General features: G+C 61.2%; 20 protein-coding genes. 5 read left to right on the top strand and 15 right to left on the bottom strand.

Features of this window, described 5'->3' with window-relative positions:
• Positions 1-6: 6 nt before the first annotated feature.
• Positions 7-1107, bottom strand: coding sequence for an efflux RND transporter periplasmic adaptor subunit (locus tag ACF6ZU_RS18345; RefSeq protein ID WP_392885741.1), 1101 nt, complete (start codon positions 1105-1107; stop codon positions 7-9).
• A gap of 93 nt (positions 1108-1200) precedes the next feature.
• Between ACF6ZU_RS18345 and ACF6ZU_RS18340 the strand changes: the two genes are divergently transcribed.
• The gene (locus ACF6ZU_RS18340) at positions 1201-1845 is read left to right on the top strand and encodes a TetR/AcrR family transcriptional regulator (RefSeq protein ID WP_392885739.1); all 645 of its coding nucleotides are present in this window, start codon (positions 1201-1203) and stop codon (positions 1843-1845) included.
• An 85-nt stretch (positions 1846-1930) separates the two neighbouring features.
• Here ACF6ZU_RS18340 and ACF6ZU_RS18335 read toward each other — a convergent pair whose 3' ends face one another.
• Positions 1931-2713: a class I SAM-dependent methyltransferase gene (locus ACF6ZU_RS18335; RefSeq protein ID WP_392885737.1), complete on the bottom strand. Its 783-nt coding sequence runs from the start codon at positions 2711-2713 to the stop codon at positions 1931-1933.
• Between the two features lie 94 nt (positions 2714-2807).
• Between ACF6ZU_RS18335 and ACF6ZU_RS18330 the strand changes: the two genes are divergently transcribed.
• Entirely contained in the window at positions 2808-3428 is a 621-nt protein-coding gene (locus ACF6ZU_RS18330) for an energy transducer TonB (RefSeq protein WP_392885735.1), read from the top strand.
• Positions 3429-3445: 17 nt separating this feature from the next.
• Here ACF6ZU_RS18330 and ACF6ZU_RS18325 read toward each other — a convergent pair whose 3' ends face one another.
• The 7 genes from ACF6ZU_RS18325 to ppc form a co-directional block, all read right to left on the bottom strand.
• Complete coding sequence (locus ACF6ZU_RS18325) at positions 3446-4141, bottom strand: extensin family protein (protein ID WP_392885733.1); 696 nt, start codon at positions 4139-4141, stop codon at positions 3446-3448.
• 2 nt (positions 4142-4143) lie between these two features.
• Positions 4144-4965, bottom strand: a complete 822-nt coding sequence (locus tag ACF6ZU_RS18320) for an oxaloacetate decarboxylase (RefSeq protein ID WP_392885731.1) — start codon at positions 4963-4965, stop codon at positions 4144-4146.
• Positions 4966-4998: 33 nt separating this feature from the next.
• Positions 4999-5859 carry a DUF72 domain-containing protein gene (locus tag ACF6ZU_RS18315; RefSeq protein WP_392885729.1) on the bottom strand — a complete coding sequence of 287 codons (861 nt, stop codon included), beginning with the start codon at positions 5857-5859 and terminating at the stop codon, positions 4999-5001.
• Complete coding sequence (locus ACF6ZU_RS18310; protein ID WP_392885727.1) at positions 5859-6164, bottom strand: hypothetical protein; 306 nt, start codon at positions 6162-6164, stop codon at positions 5859-5861. The genes ACF6ZU_RS18315 and ACF6ZU_RS18310 overlap by 1 nt, the downstream gene beginning before the upstream one ends.
• Positions 6165-6397: 233 nt before the next feature.
• On the bottom strand, positions 6398-7072 hold the full coding sequence (gene tsaB, locus ACF6ZU_RS18305) for a tRNA (adenosine(37)-N6)-threonylcarbamoyltransferase complex dimerization subunit type 1 TsaB (RefSeq protein WP_392885725.1): 675 nt from the start codon (positions 7070-7072) through the stop codon (positions 6398-6400).
• A gap of 85 nt (positions 7073-7157) precedes the next feature.
• Positions 7158-7805: an adenylate kinase gene (gene adk / locus ACF6ZU_RS18300; RefSeq protein WP_392885724.1), complete on the bottom strand. Its 648-nt coding sequence runs from the start codon at positions 7803-7805 to the stop codon at positions 7158-7160.
• Between the two features lie 287 nt (positions 7806-8092).
• Positions 8093-10723: a phosphoenolpyruvate carboxylase gene (gene ppc, locus ACF6ZU_RS18295; RefSeq protein ID WP_392885722.1), complete on the bottom strand. Its 2631-nt coding sequence runs from the start codon at positions 10721-10723 to the stop codon at positions 8093-8095.
• 202 nt (positions 10724-10925) lie between these two features.
• Between ppc and ACF6ZU_RS18290 the strand changes: the two genes are divergently transcribed.
• From ACF6ZU_RS18290 to ACF6ZU_RS18280, 3 genes are all read left to right on the top strand, one after another.
• Positions 10926-11270, top strand: a complete 345-nt coding sequence (locus ACF6ZU_RS18290; protein ID WP_392885720.1) for a pilin assembly protein — start codon at positions 10926-10928, stop codon at positions 11268-11270.
• A gap of 342 nt (positions 11271-11612) precedes the next feature.
• Positions 11613-12026, top strand: a complete 414-nt coding sequence (locus tag ACF6ZU_RS18285) for a DUF4398 domain-containing protein (RefSeq protein WP_392885718.1) — start codon at positions 11613-11615, stop codon at positions 12024-12026.
• Between the two features lie 45 nt (positions 12027-12071).
• Positions 12072-12863 carry an OmpA family protein gene (locus tag ACF6ZU_RS18280; protein WP_392885716.1) on the top strand — a complete coding sequence of 264 codons (792 nt, stop codon included), beginning with the start codon at positions 12072-12074 and terminating at the stop codon, positions 12861-12863.
• 173 nt (positions 12864-13036) lie between these two features.
• Here the strand turns inward: ACF6ZU_RS18280 and ACF6ZU_RS18275 are convergent, their stop codons facing one another.
• The 6 genes from ACF6ZU_RS18275 to lysS form a co-directional block, all read right to left on the bottom strand.
• The gene (locus ACF6ZU_RS18275) at positions 13037-13366 is read right to left on the bottom strand and encodes a hypothetical protein (RefSeq protein WP_392885714.1); all 330 of its coding nucleotides are present in this window, start codon (positions 13364-13366) and stop codon (positions 13037-13039) included.
• Complete coding sequence (locus ACF6ZU_RS18270; protein ID WP_392885712.1) at positions 13363-14277, bottom strand: alpha/beta hydrolase; 915 nt, start codon at positions 14275-14277, stop codon at positions 13363-13365. The genes ACF6ZU_RS18275 and ACF6ZU_RS18270 overlap by 4 nt, the downstream gene beginning before the upstream one ends.
• A 147-nt stretch (positions 14278-14424) precedes the next feature.
• Positions 14425-15675: a flavohemoglobin expression-modulating QEGLA motif protein gene (locus ACF6ZU_RS18265; RefSeq protein ID WP_392893846.1), complete on the bottom strand. Its 1251-nt coding sequence runs from the start codon at positions 15673-15675 to the stop codon at positions 14425-14427.
• Between the two features lie 63 nt (positions 15676-15738).
• The gene (locus ACF6ZU_RS18260) at positions 15739-16293 is read right to left on the bottom strand and encodes a hypothetical protein (protein WP_392885710.1); all 555 of its coding nucleotides are present in this window, start codon (positions 16291-16293) and stop codon (positions 15739-15741) included.
• A gap of 162 nt (positions 16294-16455) precedes the next feature.
• The gene (locus tag ACF6ZU_RS18255; RefSeq protein ID WP_392885708.1) at positions 16456-17172 is read right to left on the bottom strand and encodes a TetR/AcrR family transcriptional regulator; all 717 of its coding nucleotides are present in this window, start codon (positions 17170-17172) and stop codon (positions 16456-16458) included.
• Positions 17173-17274: 102 nt separating this feature from the next.
• Positions 17275-18777 carry a lysine--tRNA ligase gene (gene lysS, locus ACF6ZU_RS18250; RefSeq protein WP_392885706.1) on the bottom strand — a complete coding sequence of 501 codons (1503 nt, stop codon included), beginning with the start codon at positions 18775-18777 and terminating at the stop codon, positions 17275-17277.
• Between the last annotated feature and the right edge of the window lie 11 nt (positions 18778-18788).

Genomic DNA, 18788 nt, shown 5'->3' with positions numbered 1-18788 from the left:
CGGGGATTACTCCTTGTCCGCCAGATTGACCACGCGGTTGGAGCGATCCACCGGACGCACCTGCTGCCCGTCATGCAGCACATGGACACCGGCCGCCACCACCCAGTCACTGGCGTTCAGGCCTTCGAGCACCGGCACGGTTTTCTCGCCGAATGCACCGACCCGGACAGCGGCTTTTTTCAGGGTGTTGTTGGCGCCGAGCACCCAGACGTAGGTGGCACCGTTTTCTGCGGTGAGCGCCGACAGCGGCACCGACAGTGCCACGACATCGGCGGTCTGGATGAACACCCGGGCGCTCTGCCCGAGCTCGGCCGGGACTTTGCCGGCGGTGAAGGCTATGCGCGCAGCGAAGGTGCGGGATTTCGGGTCGGCGGCCGGTGACAGTTCACGGATGCGCCCGGCGAAACGTTGATCAGGTTGGGTCCAGAGTTCCACTGACACCGGCTGGCCGACCTTGAAGCGACCGAAGCTCTGCTCGGGCAAGCTGATCAGCACTTCGCGCTCGCCATCGGTGGCGAGGGTGAACACGGTTTGACCGGCGGCGACGACTTGCCCGACTTCCACCGCACGCTTGGCCACCACGCCGTCCTGAGGCGCGCGTAGCGTTGCGTAGCTGGCCTGATTGGTCGAGACGTTGAACTCGGCCTTGATCTGCTTCAGGCGCGCTTCACCGGATCGGTAGAGGTTTTCGGAATTGTCGTACTGCGAACGGCTGACCATCTGACGGTCCATCAGGGTCTTGTAGCGATCGCGCTCGGCACGCACGAGGTTGAGATTGGCTTCGGCGGCCGCGACTTGGGCGCGGGTGGCCTCAAGTTGCAGACGGACGTCCTGTGGATCGAGCTCCGCCAGCGGTTGATCGGCCTTGACCCGCTGCCCTTCCTCGACCAGTCGTCGGCTGACTTTGCCGCCAATGCGAAAGGCCAGGTCCGGCTCGTAACGCGCGCGGACTTCACCCGGATAACTTTCCATCGCCTGGGCCGAAGGCTCTGGCTGAACCACCATGGCCGGGCGAACCGTGACTTGCGGCGCCTCCTCGTGTCCACACGCAGACAATAAAAACGCCAGGCTGACTGGCAATGCGAGGGGCAAGGCATAGCGGAACATGGTGACGGACCTTTCGCTAATGGTGCTTGGAATAATTATACTGGCCGGTATGTTATTAATAGCAAACTCACCAGTCCAGTAATAAAAGCGCATATGCCGAACAATCTTTCAGCACCCAACGGTCCAGGTCGTCCCAAGGATCTGGCCAAGCGCCAGGCCATCCTCGACGCGGCGAAAATCCTGTTTCTGAGCAATGGCTACGCGAGCACCAGCATGGATGCCGTCGCGGCTGAGGCCGGCGTGTCGAAGCTGACCGTCTACAGCCATTTCAACGACAAGGAGACGCTGTTCTCCGCCGCCGTGGTCGCCAAGTGCGAAGAACAACTGCCAACGCTGTTTTTCGAATTGCCTGACGGCATTTCCGTGGAAACAGTGCTGTTGAACATCGCGCGGGGTTTTCATCACCTGATCAACAGCGATGAATCGGTGAACCTGCACCGGTTGATGATGACCCTGGGCAGCCAGGACCCGAAGCTCTCGCAGATCTTCTTCGAGGCCGGGCCGGAGCGCATGCTGCATGGCATGGAGCGGTTGCTGACCAAGGTGGACCAGAGCGGTGCATTGAGCATCGACAAGCCCCGCAACGCGGCGGAGCATTTCTTTTGCTTGCTGAAGGGGGCGGGGAATTTTCGCTTGTTGTATGGCTGCGGCGAGCCGTTGACCGGGGATGCGGCCGAGGAACATGTACAGGAAGTGGTGGGGTTGTTTATGCGGGCTTACCGGCCTGAGACAGCCTGAAGGTTTCTTGTTGTCTGGTCTGGCCTCTTCGCGAGCAGGCTCGCTCCCACAGGGGAATGCATTGCAAAATGTGGGAGCGGCGGTGTCAGGGCTTGAGCGCCTTCTTCGGGTAGATGTCATACCGGCTGGATTTCCCGTCCAGCGCATGACTCGGCTTCGGTCCCGCAATGCACGGCGCCTTGCGCGGGCGCTTCACCACGACACGATGGCTGGCCAGTGCCAACGCCGCTTCGAGCAACGCCGGCGCATCCGGGTCATCCCCGACCAGCGGCCGGAACAGGCGCATTTCCTTCTTCACCAGCGCGGTTTTCTCACGGTGCGGGAACATCGGGTCGAGGTAGATCACCTGCGGCGGCTCGCCTTCCCAGTTGCGCATGACCTCGATCGAGTTGCCCTTGAGCAAGCGCATGCGCGCCACAATCGATGCGACTTCGAAATCTTCCGCGCCCCGCTCCAGGCCGTCTTCCAGCAACGCGCCGATCAGCGGCTGACGCTCGATCAGGCTCATCTCGCAACCCAGGCTCGCCAGCACGAACGCGTCCTTGCCCAGCCCCGCCGTGGCGTCCAGCACCCGCGGACGCACGCCCTGCGCGATACCCACAGCCTTGGCGATCATCTGTCCGGCGCCACCGCCGAACAAGCGACGATGGGCGGCGCCACCCTCGACGAAGTCCACCCGCACCGGTCCCGGCGCGTCCGGCCCCAGTTGCTGCAGCTGCAAGCCCTGCTCGCCCACCTGCAAGGCGAACTCACCGTCAGTCACCTGCAATGGCAGGCCCAGGCGCTCGGCCCATTGCTCGGCCTGTGGCTGAAAAGCCGTGCTCAAAGCCTCGACATGGATGCGGCACGCCGCGGGTTGCTCAATCATGGGAAAACACGCTCAAAAAAATTAATGATCGGCAGAAACGGCCGATAACAAAACTAACGAGCATTTTGCCAGAGCTGAGCGTCGACCGAGAGAAATGTCAGACATTCAACGCACATCGATAGGTTACATCTCGCCCCACGGCGATTTTGGCCTGCGAAACTCCCAAGCACTGAGCGGCGTCAGTCACCTGTGGCAGGATTTCTTTGCCCAGGCCCTGGCCGATCAGTCGGGCGATGTCGTGCCGGCTTCTCTCGATTTCCCACCCGTCGATCTCGACAGCCCGGTGGAACCCACGATTGGCAGCGAGCTGTTGGCGCACATCATTTCCCAGCGTGAATGCAACGTGCAGGAAACCGAGGTCAAGCCACCAGAGCCGCTGTTCCTGCCGATTGCCGAGTTCGAAATGGAGCTGGCCGACAAGCCGTTCCCACCGTTCCCGCCGGAAGAAATCGCCGCCCAGCAAAAGCAGCAGAACTTCGAAAGCGGCTGGGTTCGCCCGATCGTGCTGACCGCAGGTCAACCACTGCCGGAAGCCGGCCCGGCGCCACAACCGCGTCCGCTGCACCTGCCGATCGCCGAGTTCGAAATGGACCTGCTGGACAAACCATTCCCGCCGTTCCCGCCCGAAGAGCTCGCGGAACAACAGAAAAACTTCGATTTCAACATCGGCTGGGCTCGCCCGATCGTCCTGCAAAACCTGCGCATCGCCGCCTGACCTTCAATAACAAGCCCTCAGCGACACACCCACCACGGCCCGACATCCACATGAAAGTGATTGCGATGGGCAGCGTTGTAGTCCGGGCTCAACACCACACTGAACACGTCGCAGGCGCCATCGCGAACCTGGCGGAGAAAACGCGCGTCCTGATTATCCTTCGGCCAATCCTTGAGGACGCTGATCGAGCGGCCGTCAGCCAGGCGAAAACCAGCGATGTCCAGTGCATTCGCCGTGGCATGCTGACTCAACCGGCCATTCTCCCGACCATAGACGTTGCGACAGGCGAAGCTCCCCAGATGATCGACGCGCGTGATGGCTTGCCCGTAGATCGCTTGTGCCGCTGGTTGCAGGGCGTGGCGTTCGAACAGGGCAAACGACACCGCCAGACGGCAACTGGCGAGGAAACTGCTGCTCAGGGCGACGTCGCCGCCCTGCACCCGGAAGATGTCGCTCAACGGGCACTTGGCGTCGGGGCTGTCGGACTGTTGGGCGACACGCAGACCGGAACTGCTCAAGGCCTGCTCGCACAATTGCGGATCATCGCGCAGGCGCATCAGCTTGTAGCGGGTCAACAGATTCGGTTCGGCCTTCACATCCAGCGGCGCCCACGGGTTCCACTGCGGCGGCAGCGAGATCCAGCCACGCCAGACACTCACCACCGCTGCACTGACGAGAAACACCAGGACCAGCAGCACCCGCGAAAACCGCATCGTCAGCCTTTGAAGAGTTGATTGGCCTGCGCATACGGCATCGACCGCGAGGTAAAGCCGAACGTGCCCGACGTCTTGATCTCCTCGGCCGCGCGATAGAACTCGCCCAGCGCCGCCAGGGCCAGCGCCGAACCGACACTGATGCGCTTGACGCCCATCTCGCTCAGTTGCTCGACTGTCAGCTTCAAGCCGCCGGACATCAGCACGTTGACCGGTTTCGGCGCCACGGCGCGCACCACCGCCAACACGTCTTCAGCGCTGCGCAGACCCGGCGCGTAGAGCACGTCGGCGCCCGCCTCGGCAAATGCCTGCAAGCGGCGAATGGTGTCGTCCAGATCGGGGTTGCCGTGCAGAAAATTCTCGGCCCGGGCCGTCAGCGTGAACGGGAACGGCAAACTGCGGGCAGCGGCGACGGCGGCTTCGATCCGCGCCACGGCATGCTCGAAACAGTAGATCGGCGCGTCGGCGCGCCCGGTGGCATCTTCGATCGAACCACCGACAGCACCGGCTTCGGCGGCGCGCAAAATACTTTGGGCGCATTCGGCGGGATCGTCGGCAAAACCGTTTTCCAGATCGACTGCGACCGGCAGGTCAGTGGCCGCGACAATCGCCCGGACATTCGCCAGGGTATCGTCCAGCGTCAGGCCACCGTCGGGGCGGCCCTGGGAAAAGGCATAACCGGCACTGGTGGTCGCCAGCGCCTCGAAGCCGAGGCTGGCGAGCATTTTCGCCGAGCCGGCGTCCCACGGGTTGGGAATGACAAAAGCCCCGGCGCGTTCGTGCAGAGCTTTGAACGCCTGGGCTCGAAGGGTTTGCGCATCCATTGGCAGGCTCCTGAAAAAGGCAGGGAAACCGCCTCAGAGCAAACCCAGTTGCTCCGCGGCGGGCTCTCTGTATAGCTCAGGCAGCGGCGGCAGGCCAGGCAAACGCAGCATCAGTTGTGCGTGAAAACGTTGCGCCAGTTTCGCCGCCAACAGGTTGTCGGCGGTGTGCAGGAAGATATAGGGCGTACGGCCCTCTTCGATCCACTGGGCGATTTTTTCGACCCAAGGCACGAGGAACGGGTCGTTGGCCTCCAGTTGCGGATGGCCAATGAAGCGCACTTGCGGGAATTGAGTGAAAGCCGCCGGACGGGTTGGAACCCGGGGTTTCTTCGATTGGGCGTGCAGCACCGAGGCATCGGTCGAGGTGCAGCTGAACAACGCGCGCGGATCGAGGCAGATGCGTTCGACACCACGGTCCAGCAGCAGGCGATTGAGCGAGCGCTCGGCATCGCCCTTGGCGAAGAAGTCGTCATGCCGCACTTCAATGGCCAGCGGCCGGTCCACCGCGTCGATAAACGCCGCCAGCTCGTGCAAGCGTTGCGGCGTGAAGCTTTTCGACAACTGCAGCCACAGCGGCGACACCCGCCCGCCCAACGGGCTGAGCAATTGCAGGAAGGTCTCGGTGGCGGTCAGTTGTTCGCGCAGGTCACCGCCGTGGCTGATGTCGCCGGGGAACTTGGCGGTGAAGCGAAAGTGTTCGGGCATGGTTTCCGCCCAGCGCTGCACGGTGCTGGCAGCCGGGCTCGCGTAGAAGGTCGTGTTGCCTTCCACGGCGTTGAATACCTGGGAATAGAGATTGAGAAAATCGGAGGGTTTGGCGTCTTGCGGATAGAGGTAATCGCGCCAGGCGTTTTCACTCCAGGACGGGCAGCCGAGGTAGTAAGGCTGCCGCATCAGATGTAGAGGTCGAGGCCCAGCACGTCCGCATCCCAATCGACAAAACCGGCGGTGCTGAGGTAGCTGGCCAGGGCCATTGCCACGCTCTTGCTCATGGCGCGGTGGTAAATCAGGTCTTGCTGACGCGCCGGCAGATTGCTCAGGCGCTGCGCCGAGGCCTTGGCAGCGCGGGCGGCCATTTGCTCTTCGGTTGGAAATTCCAGCTCGCCGTCGATATCGACGGATTCGTCCTCAACCACATGCCCTTTGCGAGGCTTGCGCTTGATGGGGTAGGACTGAGAGGAAAGGCCGTCTATGCGCATAAGTTCATGCTCGGTATCAATGATGGCAGTCTAGTGGCACGCAGGCCACTTCGCAAACCGCCGAGTGATAACTAGAACACAGAAAAGCGAAAAGGTTTAAAAGCGCAGGGTATAAAACGACGATTGGCGGTGTTGCTTACACCGCTTTCGCGAGCAGGCTCGCTCCCACAGGAATTGCGCTGTTCCTTGTGGGAGCGAGCCTGCTCGCGATAGGGGCGGCTCGGTGGCGAGAATCAACGCGCTTTCGGCGTCGCCACTTTATCCCGCAGATAAACCGGCTGCGCCTCATCCGCCACGATCGCCTCGCCGCGCTCCCAGGCAAACCGCGCCAGGCTCAGCAGGTCTTCGGCGTGAGGCAGCATGCCCGCGTCCTGACCGCTGAGGTTCACGGCGATGCGCTCGGCATAGCCCCAACCGGTGCCGGCGCCGAACCATTCACCGCTGGCATCGGCCGGCAACGCCGCCACTTCCGGCGGCAAGACCGCTTCGTTGCCCACCAGGCGCATCTCCCCCGCCGTCTCGCGGTAGCAACCCCAATACACTTCGTCCATGCGCGCATCGATCGCGGCGGCGACCTGGCTCACGCCGTGTTCGCGATAGGCCCGCTGCGCCAACACGGCCAGGTTCGACACCGGCAGCACCGGGCGATCCAGCGCGAATGCCAGGCCCTGGACCACGCCGATGGCGATCCGCACGCCGGTGAATGCGCCAGGCCCGCGACCGAATGCAATGGCATCGACCGCTTGCAGGGTGGTCCCGGCATCGGCAAGCAATTGCTGGATCATCGGCAACAGCTTCTGCGCGTGCAGGCGCGGGATCACCTCGTAATGGCTCGTGACCTTGCCGTCATGCAGCAAGGCAACGGAGCAAGCTTCAGTCGCGGTGTCCAGGGCCAGCAAGGTGCTCATCGATGTGTCCGTAAGAGAGTTCAAAAAAGTGCGCCAGTATAAACAACTACGGCCCGCAAGCGGGCCGTAGAAGATCAAGCGGTTTTCAGTTCAGCGCTTCGAGCACCTTGCCGGTGATCGCTTCTACCGAGCCAACACCTTCGATGTGGCTGTACTTCGGCTTGCCCTGAGCGGTGGACAGTTCCTGGTAGAACTTCACCAACGGCTCGGTCTGAGCGTGGTAGACCGAAAGACGATGGCGCACGGTCTCTTCGGTATCGTCCTTGCGCTGCACCAGCTCTTCGCCGGTGATGTCGTCTTTACCGGCAATTTTCGGCGGGTTGTAGACAACGTGGTACACGCGGCCCGAGGTCTCATGCACGCGACGACCAGCGATGCGCTGGACGATGTCTTCGTCCTTGACGTCGATTTCGACCACATGATCCAGCTCGACGCCGGCCTTCACCAGGGCTTCAGCCTGGGGAATGGTGCGCGGGAAGCCGTCGAACAGGAAACCGTTGGCGCAATCCGCCTGGCTGATGCGTTCCTTGACCAGATTGATGATCAGGTCATCGGACACCAGGCCACCGCTGTCCATCACGCTCTTGGCGATCAGGCCCAGCTCGGTGCCGGCCTTGACCGCAGCACGCAGCATGTCGCCGGTGGAGATTTGCGGGATGCCGAACTTTTCGGTGATGAACTTAGCCTGAGTACCTTTACCGGCCCCGGGAGCTCCCAGCAGAATGACGCGCATCGATGTGCTCCTCAATTTTTATATAGATAACAACGGATTCGCCTCGTGGGGCCAATCTCAAAAACAGGGTCGTGACCGCCCAAACGGCCAAAGGCTGATCAAGATACACAGCAGATCCTACGCACACAAGCCGCCGAAAGTCGGAGAAACCCGCGCCTTGCATGACCTTTCGACGGGGTACCCCAAGTCGCAACCCCATCATTAACTGTCGCCTGACAGACATCTGACGCTCTTTGCCGACCGGCACCTGGCGGGCGAGCCAGGTGCCTGACCCCACAGCGAAAACCTTAGCCGGTATTTCGCAAACCGGCGGCAATCCCCGCTACAGACACCAGCAGCGCCTGTTCTACAGGGCTGCCCTGCGCCACTTCCTGCTGCCGTGAACGGGCCAGCAACTCGGCCTGCAATAGATGAAGCGGGTCGAGGTAGGTGTTGCGCAGACGGATGAATTCGAGGGTGTCCGGGCTATGTGCCAGTAGCTGCGACTGACCGGTCAACCCCAGGACCACCGAGCATGCCTGCGACAATAGGTCGCGTAAATGCGCACCCAAAGGCAACAGATCCGGCTCGACCAGACGCTCGTCATAGGAGCGCGCGATGTCGGTATCGGCCTTGGCCAGGACCATTTCCAGCATATCGATGCGCGTGCGGAAGAACGGCCATTGCTCGCGCATCTGCCCCAGCAGCTCGCCTTCGCCGCGCTCCAAAGCCTTGCTCAGCGCCGCTTCCCAGCCGAGCCAGGCCGGCAGCATCAAGCGTGTCTGGGTCCAGCCGAAGATCCACGGGATCGCCCGCAGGCTTTCGATCCCGCCGGCGCGGCGCTTGGCCGGGCGGCTGCCCAGTGGCAGGCGTCCGAGTTCCTGCTCCGGGGTGGACTGGCGGAAATACTCGACGAATTGCGGATTTTCCCGCACCACGGCGCGGTAAGCGCTGACACCGTCTGCCGCCAATTCGTCCATCAAATGCCGCCAGGCGGGTTCCGGTGGCGGCGGAGGCAGCAAGGTCGCTTCCAGCACCGCCGCCAGGTACAGATTGAGGTTTTGCTCGGCGATGTCCGGTAGGCCGAATTTGAAACGAATCATTTCCCCTTGCTCGGTGGTGCGGAAACGCCCCGCCACCGAACCCGGCGGCTGCGACAGAATCGCCGCATGAGCCGGGCCGCCGCCACGGCCGACGGTGCCACCGCGACCGTGGAACAGCAGCAGTTCGACTTGCTGCTCGCGGCAGATGTCGACCAGCCGCTCCTGCGCCCGATACTGCGCCCAGGCCGCCGCGGTGGTGCCGGCATCCTTGGCTGAGTCGGAGTAGCCGATCATCACTTCTTGCGGCCCTTGCAGACGCGCGCGATAACCCGGCAGCAGCAACAATTTCTCGATCACAGGGCCGGCATTGTCCAGGTCGGCGAGGGTTTCGAACAGCGGCACCACGCGCATCGGCCGCAACACGCCGGCTTCCTTGAGCAACAGTTGCACGGCCAGCACGTCGGAAGCGGCGCCGGCCATGGAGATCACGTACGAACCGAGCGAGGCACCGGGCGCAGCGGCGACTTCGCGACACGTCGCCAGTACCTCGGCGGTGTCGGCGGAGGGTTTGAAGTACGCCGGCAGCAACGGCCGACGGTTGTTCAGCTCGCGCATCAGGAACGCGATGCGCTCCTCTTCGCTCCAGTCTTCGTAGCGGCCGAGGCCGAGGTAGTCGGTGATTTCCGTCATCGCCGCCGAATGCCGCGACGAGTCCTGCCGCACATCGAGACGCACCAGGAACAGGCCGAAGGTCACCGCCCGACGCAGGCAGTCGAGCAGCGGCCCATCGGCGATCACGCCCATGCCGCACTCGTGCAGCGACTGGTAGCACAGCTCCAGCGGATCGAGCAGGTCGCGATTGTTTTGCAACACATCGGCGGGGGCCGGCGTGGCGGTCGTCAAGGCGGCATGCGCCCAATTACGCGTGGCGCGCAGGCGTTCGCGCAATTGCTTGAGCACGGCGCGATAGGGTTCGGCGCTGTCGCCGGCCTTGGCTTTCAGCGCGTCGCTGGCCTGTTGCATCGACAACTCGGCAGCCAGGTGATCGACATCGCGCACGTACAGGTCGGCGGCCATCCAGCGCGCCAGCAGCAACACTTCGCGGGTCACCGCAGCGGTCACGTTGGGGTTGCCGTCACGGTCGCCGCCCATCCACGAAGCAAAGCGGATCGGCGCGGCTTCGAGCGGCAGATGCAGGCCGGTGGCGTCATGCAGGGCTTTATCGGCCTTGCGCAGATAGTTCGGGATCGCGTGCCACAGCGAATGCTCGATCACCGCGAAACCCCATTTGGCTTCGTCCACCGGCGTCGGGCGTGTGCGGCGGATTTCTTCGGTGTGCCAGGCTTCGGCGATCAGGCGCTGCAAGGTGGCCTGGATCTGTTCGCGCTCGGCGCTGGTCAGGTCGCGGTGATCCTGAGCGGCGAGTTGTGCGGCGATGGCGTCGTACTTCTGGATCAGTGTGCGGCGCGCGACTTCGGTCGGGTGAGCCGTGAGAACAAGCTCGATGTCCAGGCGCCCCAACTGCCGTGCCAGGGATTCAGCGGCATGCCCTTCGGACTGCAGACGTGCGAGCAATTCGGGCAGCACCCGGGATTCGAACGGCGCCGGTTGTGATTCTTCGCGGCGGTGTATCAGCTGATATTGCTCGGCGATGTTGGCCAGGTTGAGGAACTGGTTGAACGCCCGCGCGACCGGCAGCAATTCGTCTTCGCTCAACTGGTTGAGACTGGCGCTCAATTCGGCGTCCATCGAACCGCGCCGGTCAGCCTTGGCGCCCTTGCGGATCTGCTCGATCTTGTCGAGGAAATCGTCGCCGTACTGTTCACGAATGGTGTTGCCCAACAGTTCACCCAACAGGTGAACGTCTTCGCGCAAGCGTGCATCAATATCGGTCATCAGCCGTTCTCCAGCGAAAAATCCGGTGTGCGTAGTGAGCTAGAGAGTGCCGCCGCGAGGCGCTTCTTACAAGCACACGACGAAGGGACTTTAAACCTTGTACGCAGAAGCTAGTCTGAAGAGTAAGCCGTACAACGGCTTTCGCCGGCCATGACCGGCCACTTACCCTGCCTGCCGAGCGCAGGCGCGTCATGAGGTTTTTATGAAAATCCGCGAGCTTGCCCATCATTGGGAAGAAAATGCCAAAGGTCGCCTGACCGATACCGGCTACGCGATTCATCTGGATGTGGAAGCCGCCGCACGCCTGGCGGCGATCATCGATATGTACCCCAAACGCCACCCTGAAGAACTGCTCGGCGAGCTGATCGGCGCAGCGCTCGAAGAGCTGGAAAAGAGCTTCCCGTACGTGAAGGGCTCGACCATTGTCGCCACCGACGAAGAAGGTGATCCGCTGTATGAGGACATCGGTCCGACGCCGCGTTTTCTCGCTTTGTCGCGACGGCATCTGCATGATTTGTCGTCGGTCGACGACAAGCAGAAACACTGAATATCCTGCCTATGGATTCTTTGTAGGAGCGAGCTTGCTCGCGATGGATTCGGATACACCGCGTTCATTCAGGAAGCGCGCGTTTTCGTTGACGACCATCGCGAGCAAGCTCGCTCCTACAAGTGCGCGTACCGTGTTTCTACCCCGAAGTTCCCGATTTAGAGCCTTGTCCATTCGGTCAAAGTTTTTTCGGGCGATAGGCCATCTTCTCTGAACTTTTAAAAAAAGCCTCCGGTCGTAACCAGTAACCACGCCTGGGACGGCCGTTTCAAAACGCCTCGAAAAATGATGGTTGCGGCTCCTTGCCCAGGATGGATTTTCAGTTGTTCAGGAGTTATTCCAATGGAGTTGAAGACCATGAAGATCAGCACTGCCAAGTCCTCGTCCAACCATATGCGCAGCCTGAAACTTGCTGCCTTGGCCATCGGCAGCAGCTTCGTTCTGGCCGGTTGCGCCGGTAACCCGCCAACCGAGCAATACGCCGTGACCCAATCGGCCGTGAACAGCGCCGTCAGCGCCGGCGGCACCGAGTTCGCAGCGGTCGAGATGAAGTCCGCCCAGGACAAGCTCAAGCAAGCCGAAATCGCCATGCACGACAAGCAGTACGCCGAAGCCAAAGTGCTCGCCGAACAAGCCGAGTGGGACGCTCGCGTTGCTGAGCGCAAAGCTCAGGCGGTCAAAGCCGAACAAGCGGTGAAGGACTCTCAGAAAGGGGTTCAGGAACTGCGTCAGGAAAGCCAGCGCACCGTTCAGTAACGGCCGGCACGACGTATTTCTTACTCGACTAAAAAGGACGACACCATGAATTCGAAAAACTTGATGATCCCTGCCCTGCTGGCTGCGAGCGTTGCTTTGGCTGCCTGCTCGACGCCGCCCAACGCCAACCTGGAACAGGCCCGCACCAACTACAGCGGCCTGCAGGCCAACCCGCAGGCGAGCAAAGTTGCGGCATTGGAAACCAAGGATGCCAGCGATTACCTGGACAAGGCCGACAAGGCTTATCTGGACAAGCGCGACTCGAACGAGGTCGACCAACTGGCCTACCTGACCAATCAGCGGGTTGAAGTGGCGAAGCAGACCATCGCCCTGCGCACCGCTGAAGCCAACCTGAAGAATGCCTCTGCGCAACGTGCCCAGGCGCGTCTGGATGCCCGAGATGCGCAGATCAAACAGCTGCAGGACAGCCTCAACGCCAAGCAGACCGATCGCGGGACGCTGGTGACCTTTGGTGATGTGCTGTTTGCCACCGACCGTGCCGACCTGAAATCCAGCGGGCTGGTCAACATCAACAAACTGGCGCAGTTCCTTCAGGAAAACCCGGACCGCAAGGTGATTGTCGAAGGCTACACCGACAGCACCGGCACGGCGTCGCACAACCAGACGCTGTCCGAGCGTCGCGCCGGTTCCGTGCGCACCGCACTGGTGAAGATGGGCGTTGATCCGGCGCGCATCGTGGCCCAGGGCTACGGCAAGGAATATCCGGTGGCCGAGAATGGCAGCGTTTCCGGTCGGGCGATGAATCGTCGGGTGGAAGTGACCATTTCCAATGACAATCAGCCGGTGATTCCGCGTTCGGCGGTCAGCTCGAACTAAGCGACATGCCTTAACGTAAAAGCCCCGCCTGATCTGATCAGGCGGGGCTTTTTATTGGCGTTCACTTCAATCCTGTGGGAGCGAGCCTGCTCGCGAAAGCGGTCTTACATTCAACATTTTTGTTGCCTGATACTCCGCTATCGCGAGCAGGCTCGCTCCCACATTGGATCGGATTATTGCTCCAGCTTCTGCGGGGTTTCCTGGCCCATGCAGCGCACAGCCTGTTTCTTGTTGTTGACCAGTACGCCGGTCAGGCCCTTCTGTTCGGTGTCGAACATCACCAGCACGCCATCGATGCATTGCGCCACTTGCGCGGCCGGTTCGAGGGAGACTTTGTAATCTTCGCCGGGCACGGTCTTGAGCATGGTGAAGTCGCTGAGCAGCAAGGCATCTTCGGGTTTGGCGAAGTGCAGGTAGCCGTACCACCACAGGGCCCCGACGGTGCCGAGGATGGTGCAGATACCGGTTATGATCAGCGGGATGGCGTTACGTTCTTCACTCATTGCGGGCTCTCTGGTGGTTCATCTTCAGAATTCGGGGGGGCCGGGTAATTGGGGATTTCACCCAGGCGGCGCAGACCGTTGAAATGCTGCGGGTCATCGAGGTAGCGCAGCATGACCTTGCGCCAGACCGGGTCGGCGAACGTCTGCACATGACCGCCACGGGTCAGTTGCAGCACCCGCGGCGGCGGCGCAGCTTGATACAGACGGATGCCGTTGGAAAGGGGCACGATCGGATCGTCAATGCTGTGGTAGATCAGTTTCGGCACGCCGTTGAGCTGCGCCATGGAATGGATCGCACTGTCACCGTCCGGCACCAGCCACGACAACGGCACCTGGAACGCCCATAACAGCCACGACTGGCTCAGCGCGAACTGTCCGACGCTGCGATAGCTGGCAGGTACACCGTCAAGGACGAACGCCTTGAGCTGCTTCTGGCGTTCGGGGTGTTCAACCAGGTAGTGCACGGCCATGGAACCGCCGAGGCTTTGGCCGAGGAGGATCAGTGGCTTGCCTTTGACCTCCGGTGCGGCATCAAGCCATTTGAATGCTGCGTCGATGTCCTGATAGATCGCCGGCAAACTCGGCTCGCCCTCGGACAGACCGTAACCGCGATAATCGATCAGCAGCACCTGATAACCCTCTTCGGGCAACCACCAACTGCCGCCCAGGTGCATCGGCAGATTGCCGCCGTTGCCGTGCAGGTGCAGCACCGTGCCTTTGACCTCGACACCTTTTTTCGCCGGCAGCCACCAGCCGTGCAGCTTGAGGCCGTCGGCGGTGACGAGGGTGACGTCGCGGTAGTCGAGCTTGGCTTTTTCCGGGGTAAACAGCTGGCCGGGTTCGGGGTAGAACAGCAACGAGCTGCAACCGCTCAAGGTCAGGAGAAGACAGAGGATGCCGAGGATTCTCATCCGTTGAAACCTCGCAAAATAGGTGCAAAAGCACATAACCCTGTGGGAGCGAGCCTGCTCGCGATAGCGCCGTGTCAGTCAACATCAATACCATCTGACTGAGCGCTATCGCGAGCAGGCTCGCTCCCACAATAGATCCCGTCACCCTTAAAGGATGTTGGAGTAATCCGCTTCGATCCGGTCCAGGCTCAGGTGGTTCAGGAAGTTCGAGAAGCACATCCACGCCGACAACGCGTTCATGTCACGGAACTGCTCCGGCAAATACTTCGGTGGCACCACCAACCCCTCATCGACCAATTGCCGCAAGGTGCGCATGTCTTCCAGCGTGGTCTTGCCGCAAAACAGCAAAGGCACCTGCTCAAGCTTGCCTTTACGCACGGCCAACTGAATGTAGTTGTAAACCATGATAAAGCCCTTGAGGTAGGACAAGTCTTTGGTAAATGGCAGACCGTTCGGCACCGATCCACGGAAAACCCGACTGGCGTTGCCGTAGCTTTCCGCCATCTCGAAGCCCTGCTCGCGGAAGAACTCGAAGATCTGCAGGAAGTCCGCGCCCTCCTCCACCATGTGGATGGCGCGGGTGCGGTTGGTCAGTTTGCGCAGGCGACTCGGGTACGAGGCGAAGGTGATGATTTCCATCAGGATCGCCAGGCCTTCCTGGGTCACCGTCGACGACGGCGGGCCTTTGGACAGGAAGGTGCAGATTGGCTGGTTCAAGCCATTGAGCGTGGTGCCCACGTGCACCAGCCCTTCATGGACTTCCAGGGCGCGCACGTCACGCTCGTTGAACATCGCGTCGGTGCGGATTTTGATGTAGTCGGCGCCCGCCGCCGCGTCGGCGACGATACCGTCGGACTCGAACACCCGAATGGTTTCCTCGGCCTCGCCAAACACTTTGCTCAGCCGGGTTTGCAGCAAATTCACGGCGTCCTTGGCGGTGAGGATTTTCGGCTCGTCCTTCAGGTCGCCACGGCCATCGATGTTGTTCAGGTAATCGGAGAGCATCAGGCCCAGGTCGGACAGGGTCGGGTCGCCGGCATGAAACGCATCGGACGCCGCGCCGTACAGCTCCTGGGAAATCAGGCCGAAATCCTCGGTGCCGCGCGCTTCGAGCATGCGCACCACCATCCGGTATTCCTTGCACATGCGGCGCATGATCTGGCCGACCGGGTTGAACTGGCCGAGCTGGCGGGTGATGTCACGCTCGATGTTCTGGAACTCCAGCTTCACCTTGCTGGAGTCGAAGGACAGCGGCCGGTTCAGGTAGTAATCGCGGTCCACCGCCGGCATTTCCTTGCCCTTGGCCTTGAGGAAACCCTTGCGGATGTTCTCGTCCCACTTCACCGCATCCAGGACGCGAATCGGCGTCTGCGCCAGCACAATGCGATCGGACAACATGCGTATCGTCTGCTGGTAATCGTCCACCCGAAACTCCTGTAGAAAAACCGTTATGTGCTGGGTTTATTTGGCTTTGGCCGGGCGCTGGTAGCGCACGGCTTCGACGAAGACATCGGAATTGGCCGGATCGTCGAGATAGGCGAAGACCTGGTCCATTTGGCTGCTGATCAACACACCGTCGCCATCGTCGGTCTGGAATCCTTCGCCACTGAGGACTTTTTGCCCCATGGCCTGGTTGATTTGCTCGAGGTCGAGGTTGTAGACCACCAGTTCATGCTTGTCGGTGAGTTCGAACCCGGCAATGGTGAAATGCCCGCCGAACTGCGCCGGTACTTTCGCCGACAGGTACCAGCGGTTGCCATGGCGCGAGACGGTGAAAGGATAGGCTTCGCGCTCCTTGGGTTTGGCCTTGAAATAGCTGACCGCCTGATAGCGATGATCGCCGATGCGCGTCAGTTCCAGGTTCATCGGCTCGCCCCAGGCGTTGGTGCTGGTCCATTGGCCGAGCAAGCCTTTTGGCGCAGGGTCGCTCGCGGGCAGTGGCTCCTTGAAGGTCACCAGGCAGCCACTGAGCAGCAGGATCGACAAGGCGATCACAACGACGCGCCAGGCTTTCATTCAATACTCCCTATGAACAAACACTGACCTCAACTTACCACCGAACCTGTGGGAGCGAGCCTGCTCGCGATAACGGTCTTACATTCAACATCAATGTTGGCTGACACAACGCTATCGCGAGCAGGCTCGCTCCTACAGGGGTTGAGCATCCAGCCCTGAGGATCACACCGACGCCAACACCAGATGCATGTACCGCGTCAGGATGCCGAGCATTTCTGCCTCGGCGTCAGGCTCGGCCTCGTTGAGCAGGCCCTGATATTCCATCCGTCCGATAATCGCCGTCAACACTTTGGCATCCTGTTGTGGCTCGCGGGAACCCAAAACCTGGAAAAGCTGACACGTTCCCTGCAACAGGATCTGCTGATGCGAGCGCACAAGCAGCGCCAGGCGCGGGTTCAGCAGCGCTTCCTGACGGAACGCCTGCTCCGCCATCAAGTGTTCACGACGGTTGATCAACTGACGGTGAACATAGTCCGCCATCAACCGCGCGATGTCGTCCGCCAGTTGCGAACGCGACTCCGGGCTGCCGTCGCCGCTGACCACCATCTCGCGCAGCAACCCTTCGTTGTTCACCCACAGCTTGGCCATGAACGCCGCGCTGCGTTCCACGTATTGAGCGAAGGTATCGGTGAGCAAGTCATCGATGTCCTTGAAATAGTAGGTGGTGGCCGACAGCGGCACATTGGCCTCAGCGGCGACCGCACGGTGACGCACGGCCCGCACGCCCTCGCGCACGACAATGCGCATGGCCGCGTCGAGAATGTCCTGTCGACGCTGTTCGCTGCCCTGGCGGCTGGCCTTGCGGCCCTGGTACTGGACACTTTCAGCGACCGCAGTGGCGACACCCGCTGCACCCTCTTGAGCCATTGCGCGATTCACGACCGGTATTCCTCTCTAACTTCAAAAGTAACCAATTGATACGTTTGTACCAGACAGGCAATAAAAAGCCGCCTGTTATAGGCGGCTTTTTGTTTGAAACATTTACGCTTGCGGCCGCATGTGCGGGAACAGGATCACGTCGCGGATCGACGGTGAGTTGGTCAGCAACATCACCAGACGGTCGATGCCGATGCCTTCACCCGCCGTCGGCGGCATGCCGTACTCCAGCGCGCGAACGAAGTCGGCGTCGTAGTGCATGGCTTCGTCGTCGCCGGCGTCCTTGTCGGCCACCTGTGCCATGAAGCGCTCGGCCTGGTCTTCCGCGTCGTTCAACTCGGAGTAGGCGTTGGCGATTTCACGGCCGCCGATGAACAGCTCGAAGCGGTCGGTGACGTTCGGGTTGTCGTCGTTGCGACGGGCCAGCGGCGACACTTCGAACGGGTACTGGGTAATGAAGTGCGGCTGCTCCAGCTTGTGCTCGACCAGCTCTTCGAAAATCATCACCTGCAGTTTGCCCAGACCTTCGAAGCCCAGCACTTTCGCGCCAGCCTTCTTGGCGATGGCGCGGGCCTTGTCGATGTCGTTCAGGTCGTCAGCGGTCAGCTCGGGGTTGTACTTGAGGATCGAGTCGAACACCGACAGACGCACGAACGGCTCGCCGAAGTGGAACACCTTGTCGCCGTACGGCACGTCGGTGCTGCCCAGCACCAGCTGCGCCAGCTCGCGGAACAGCTCTTCGGTCAGGTCCATGTTGTCTTCGTAGTCGGCGTAAGCCTGGTAGAACTCCAACATGGTGAATTCAGGGTTGTGACGAGTCGAAACGCCTTCGTTACGGAAGTTGCGGTTGATCTCGAACACTTTCTCGAAGCCGCCAACCACCAGGCGCTTGAGGTAGAGCTCCGGCGCGATACGCAGGAACATTTCCATGTCCAGTGCGTTGTGGTGGGTTTCGAACGGCTTGGCCGCGGCGCCACCGGGAATGGTTTGCAGCATCGGCGTTTCGACTTCGAGGAAGTCGCGCTTCATCAGGAAGCTGCGAATGTGCGCAATCACTTGCGAACGAACGCGGAAAGTCTGGCGCACGTCTTCGTTGACGATCAGGTCAACGTAACGCTGGCGGTAGCGCTGTTCGGTGTCGGACAGGCCGTGGTGCTTGTCCGGCAGCGGGCGCAGGGATTTGGTCAGCAGGCGCACGTTGGTCATTTCAACGTACAGGTCGCCCTTGCCGGAACGGGCCAGGGTGCCTTCGGCGGCAATGATGTCGCCCAGGTCCCAGGTTTTCACCGCGGCCAGGGTTTCTTCGGACAGGGTTTTACGGTTGACGTAAACCTGAATGCGACCGGACATGTCCTGGATCACCATGAACGAGCCACGGTTGAGCATGATGCGACCGGCAACCTTGACCGGGATTGCAGCCTCTGCCAGCTCTTCCTTGGTCTTGTCCGCGTACTGTTTCTGCAAGTCTTCGCAGTAGTTGTCGCGGCGGAAGTCGTTCGGGAAGGCATTGCCCTTGGCGCGCTCGGCAGCAAGCTTTTCCTTGCGCAGGGCGATCAGGGAGTTTTCTTCCTGTTGCAGGGCTTGCGGGTCGAGTTCTAGGTCGCTCATGTCTTTAGATA

Origin of the sequence: Pseudomonas migulae, assembly GCF_043225285.1 — a bacterium.
GTDB lineage: Bacteria > Pseudomonadota > Gammaproteobacteria > Pseudomonadales > Pseudomonadaceae > Aquipseudomonas > Aquipseudomonas migulae_C.
Note: the sequence above shows the minus strand (reverse complement) of the source record. Positions and strands in the feature narration are given on the sequence as shown.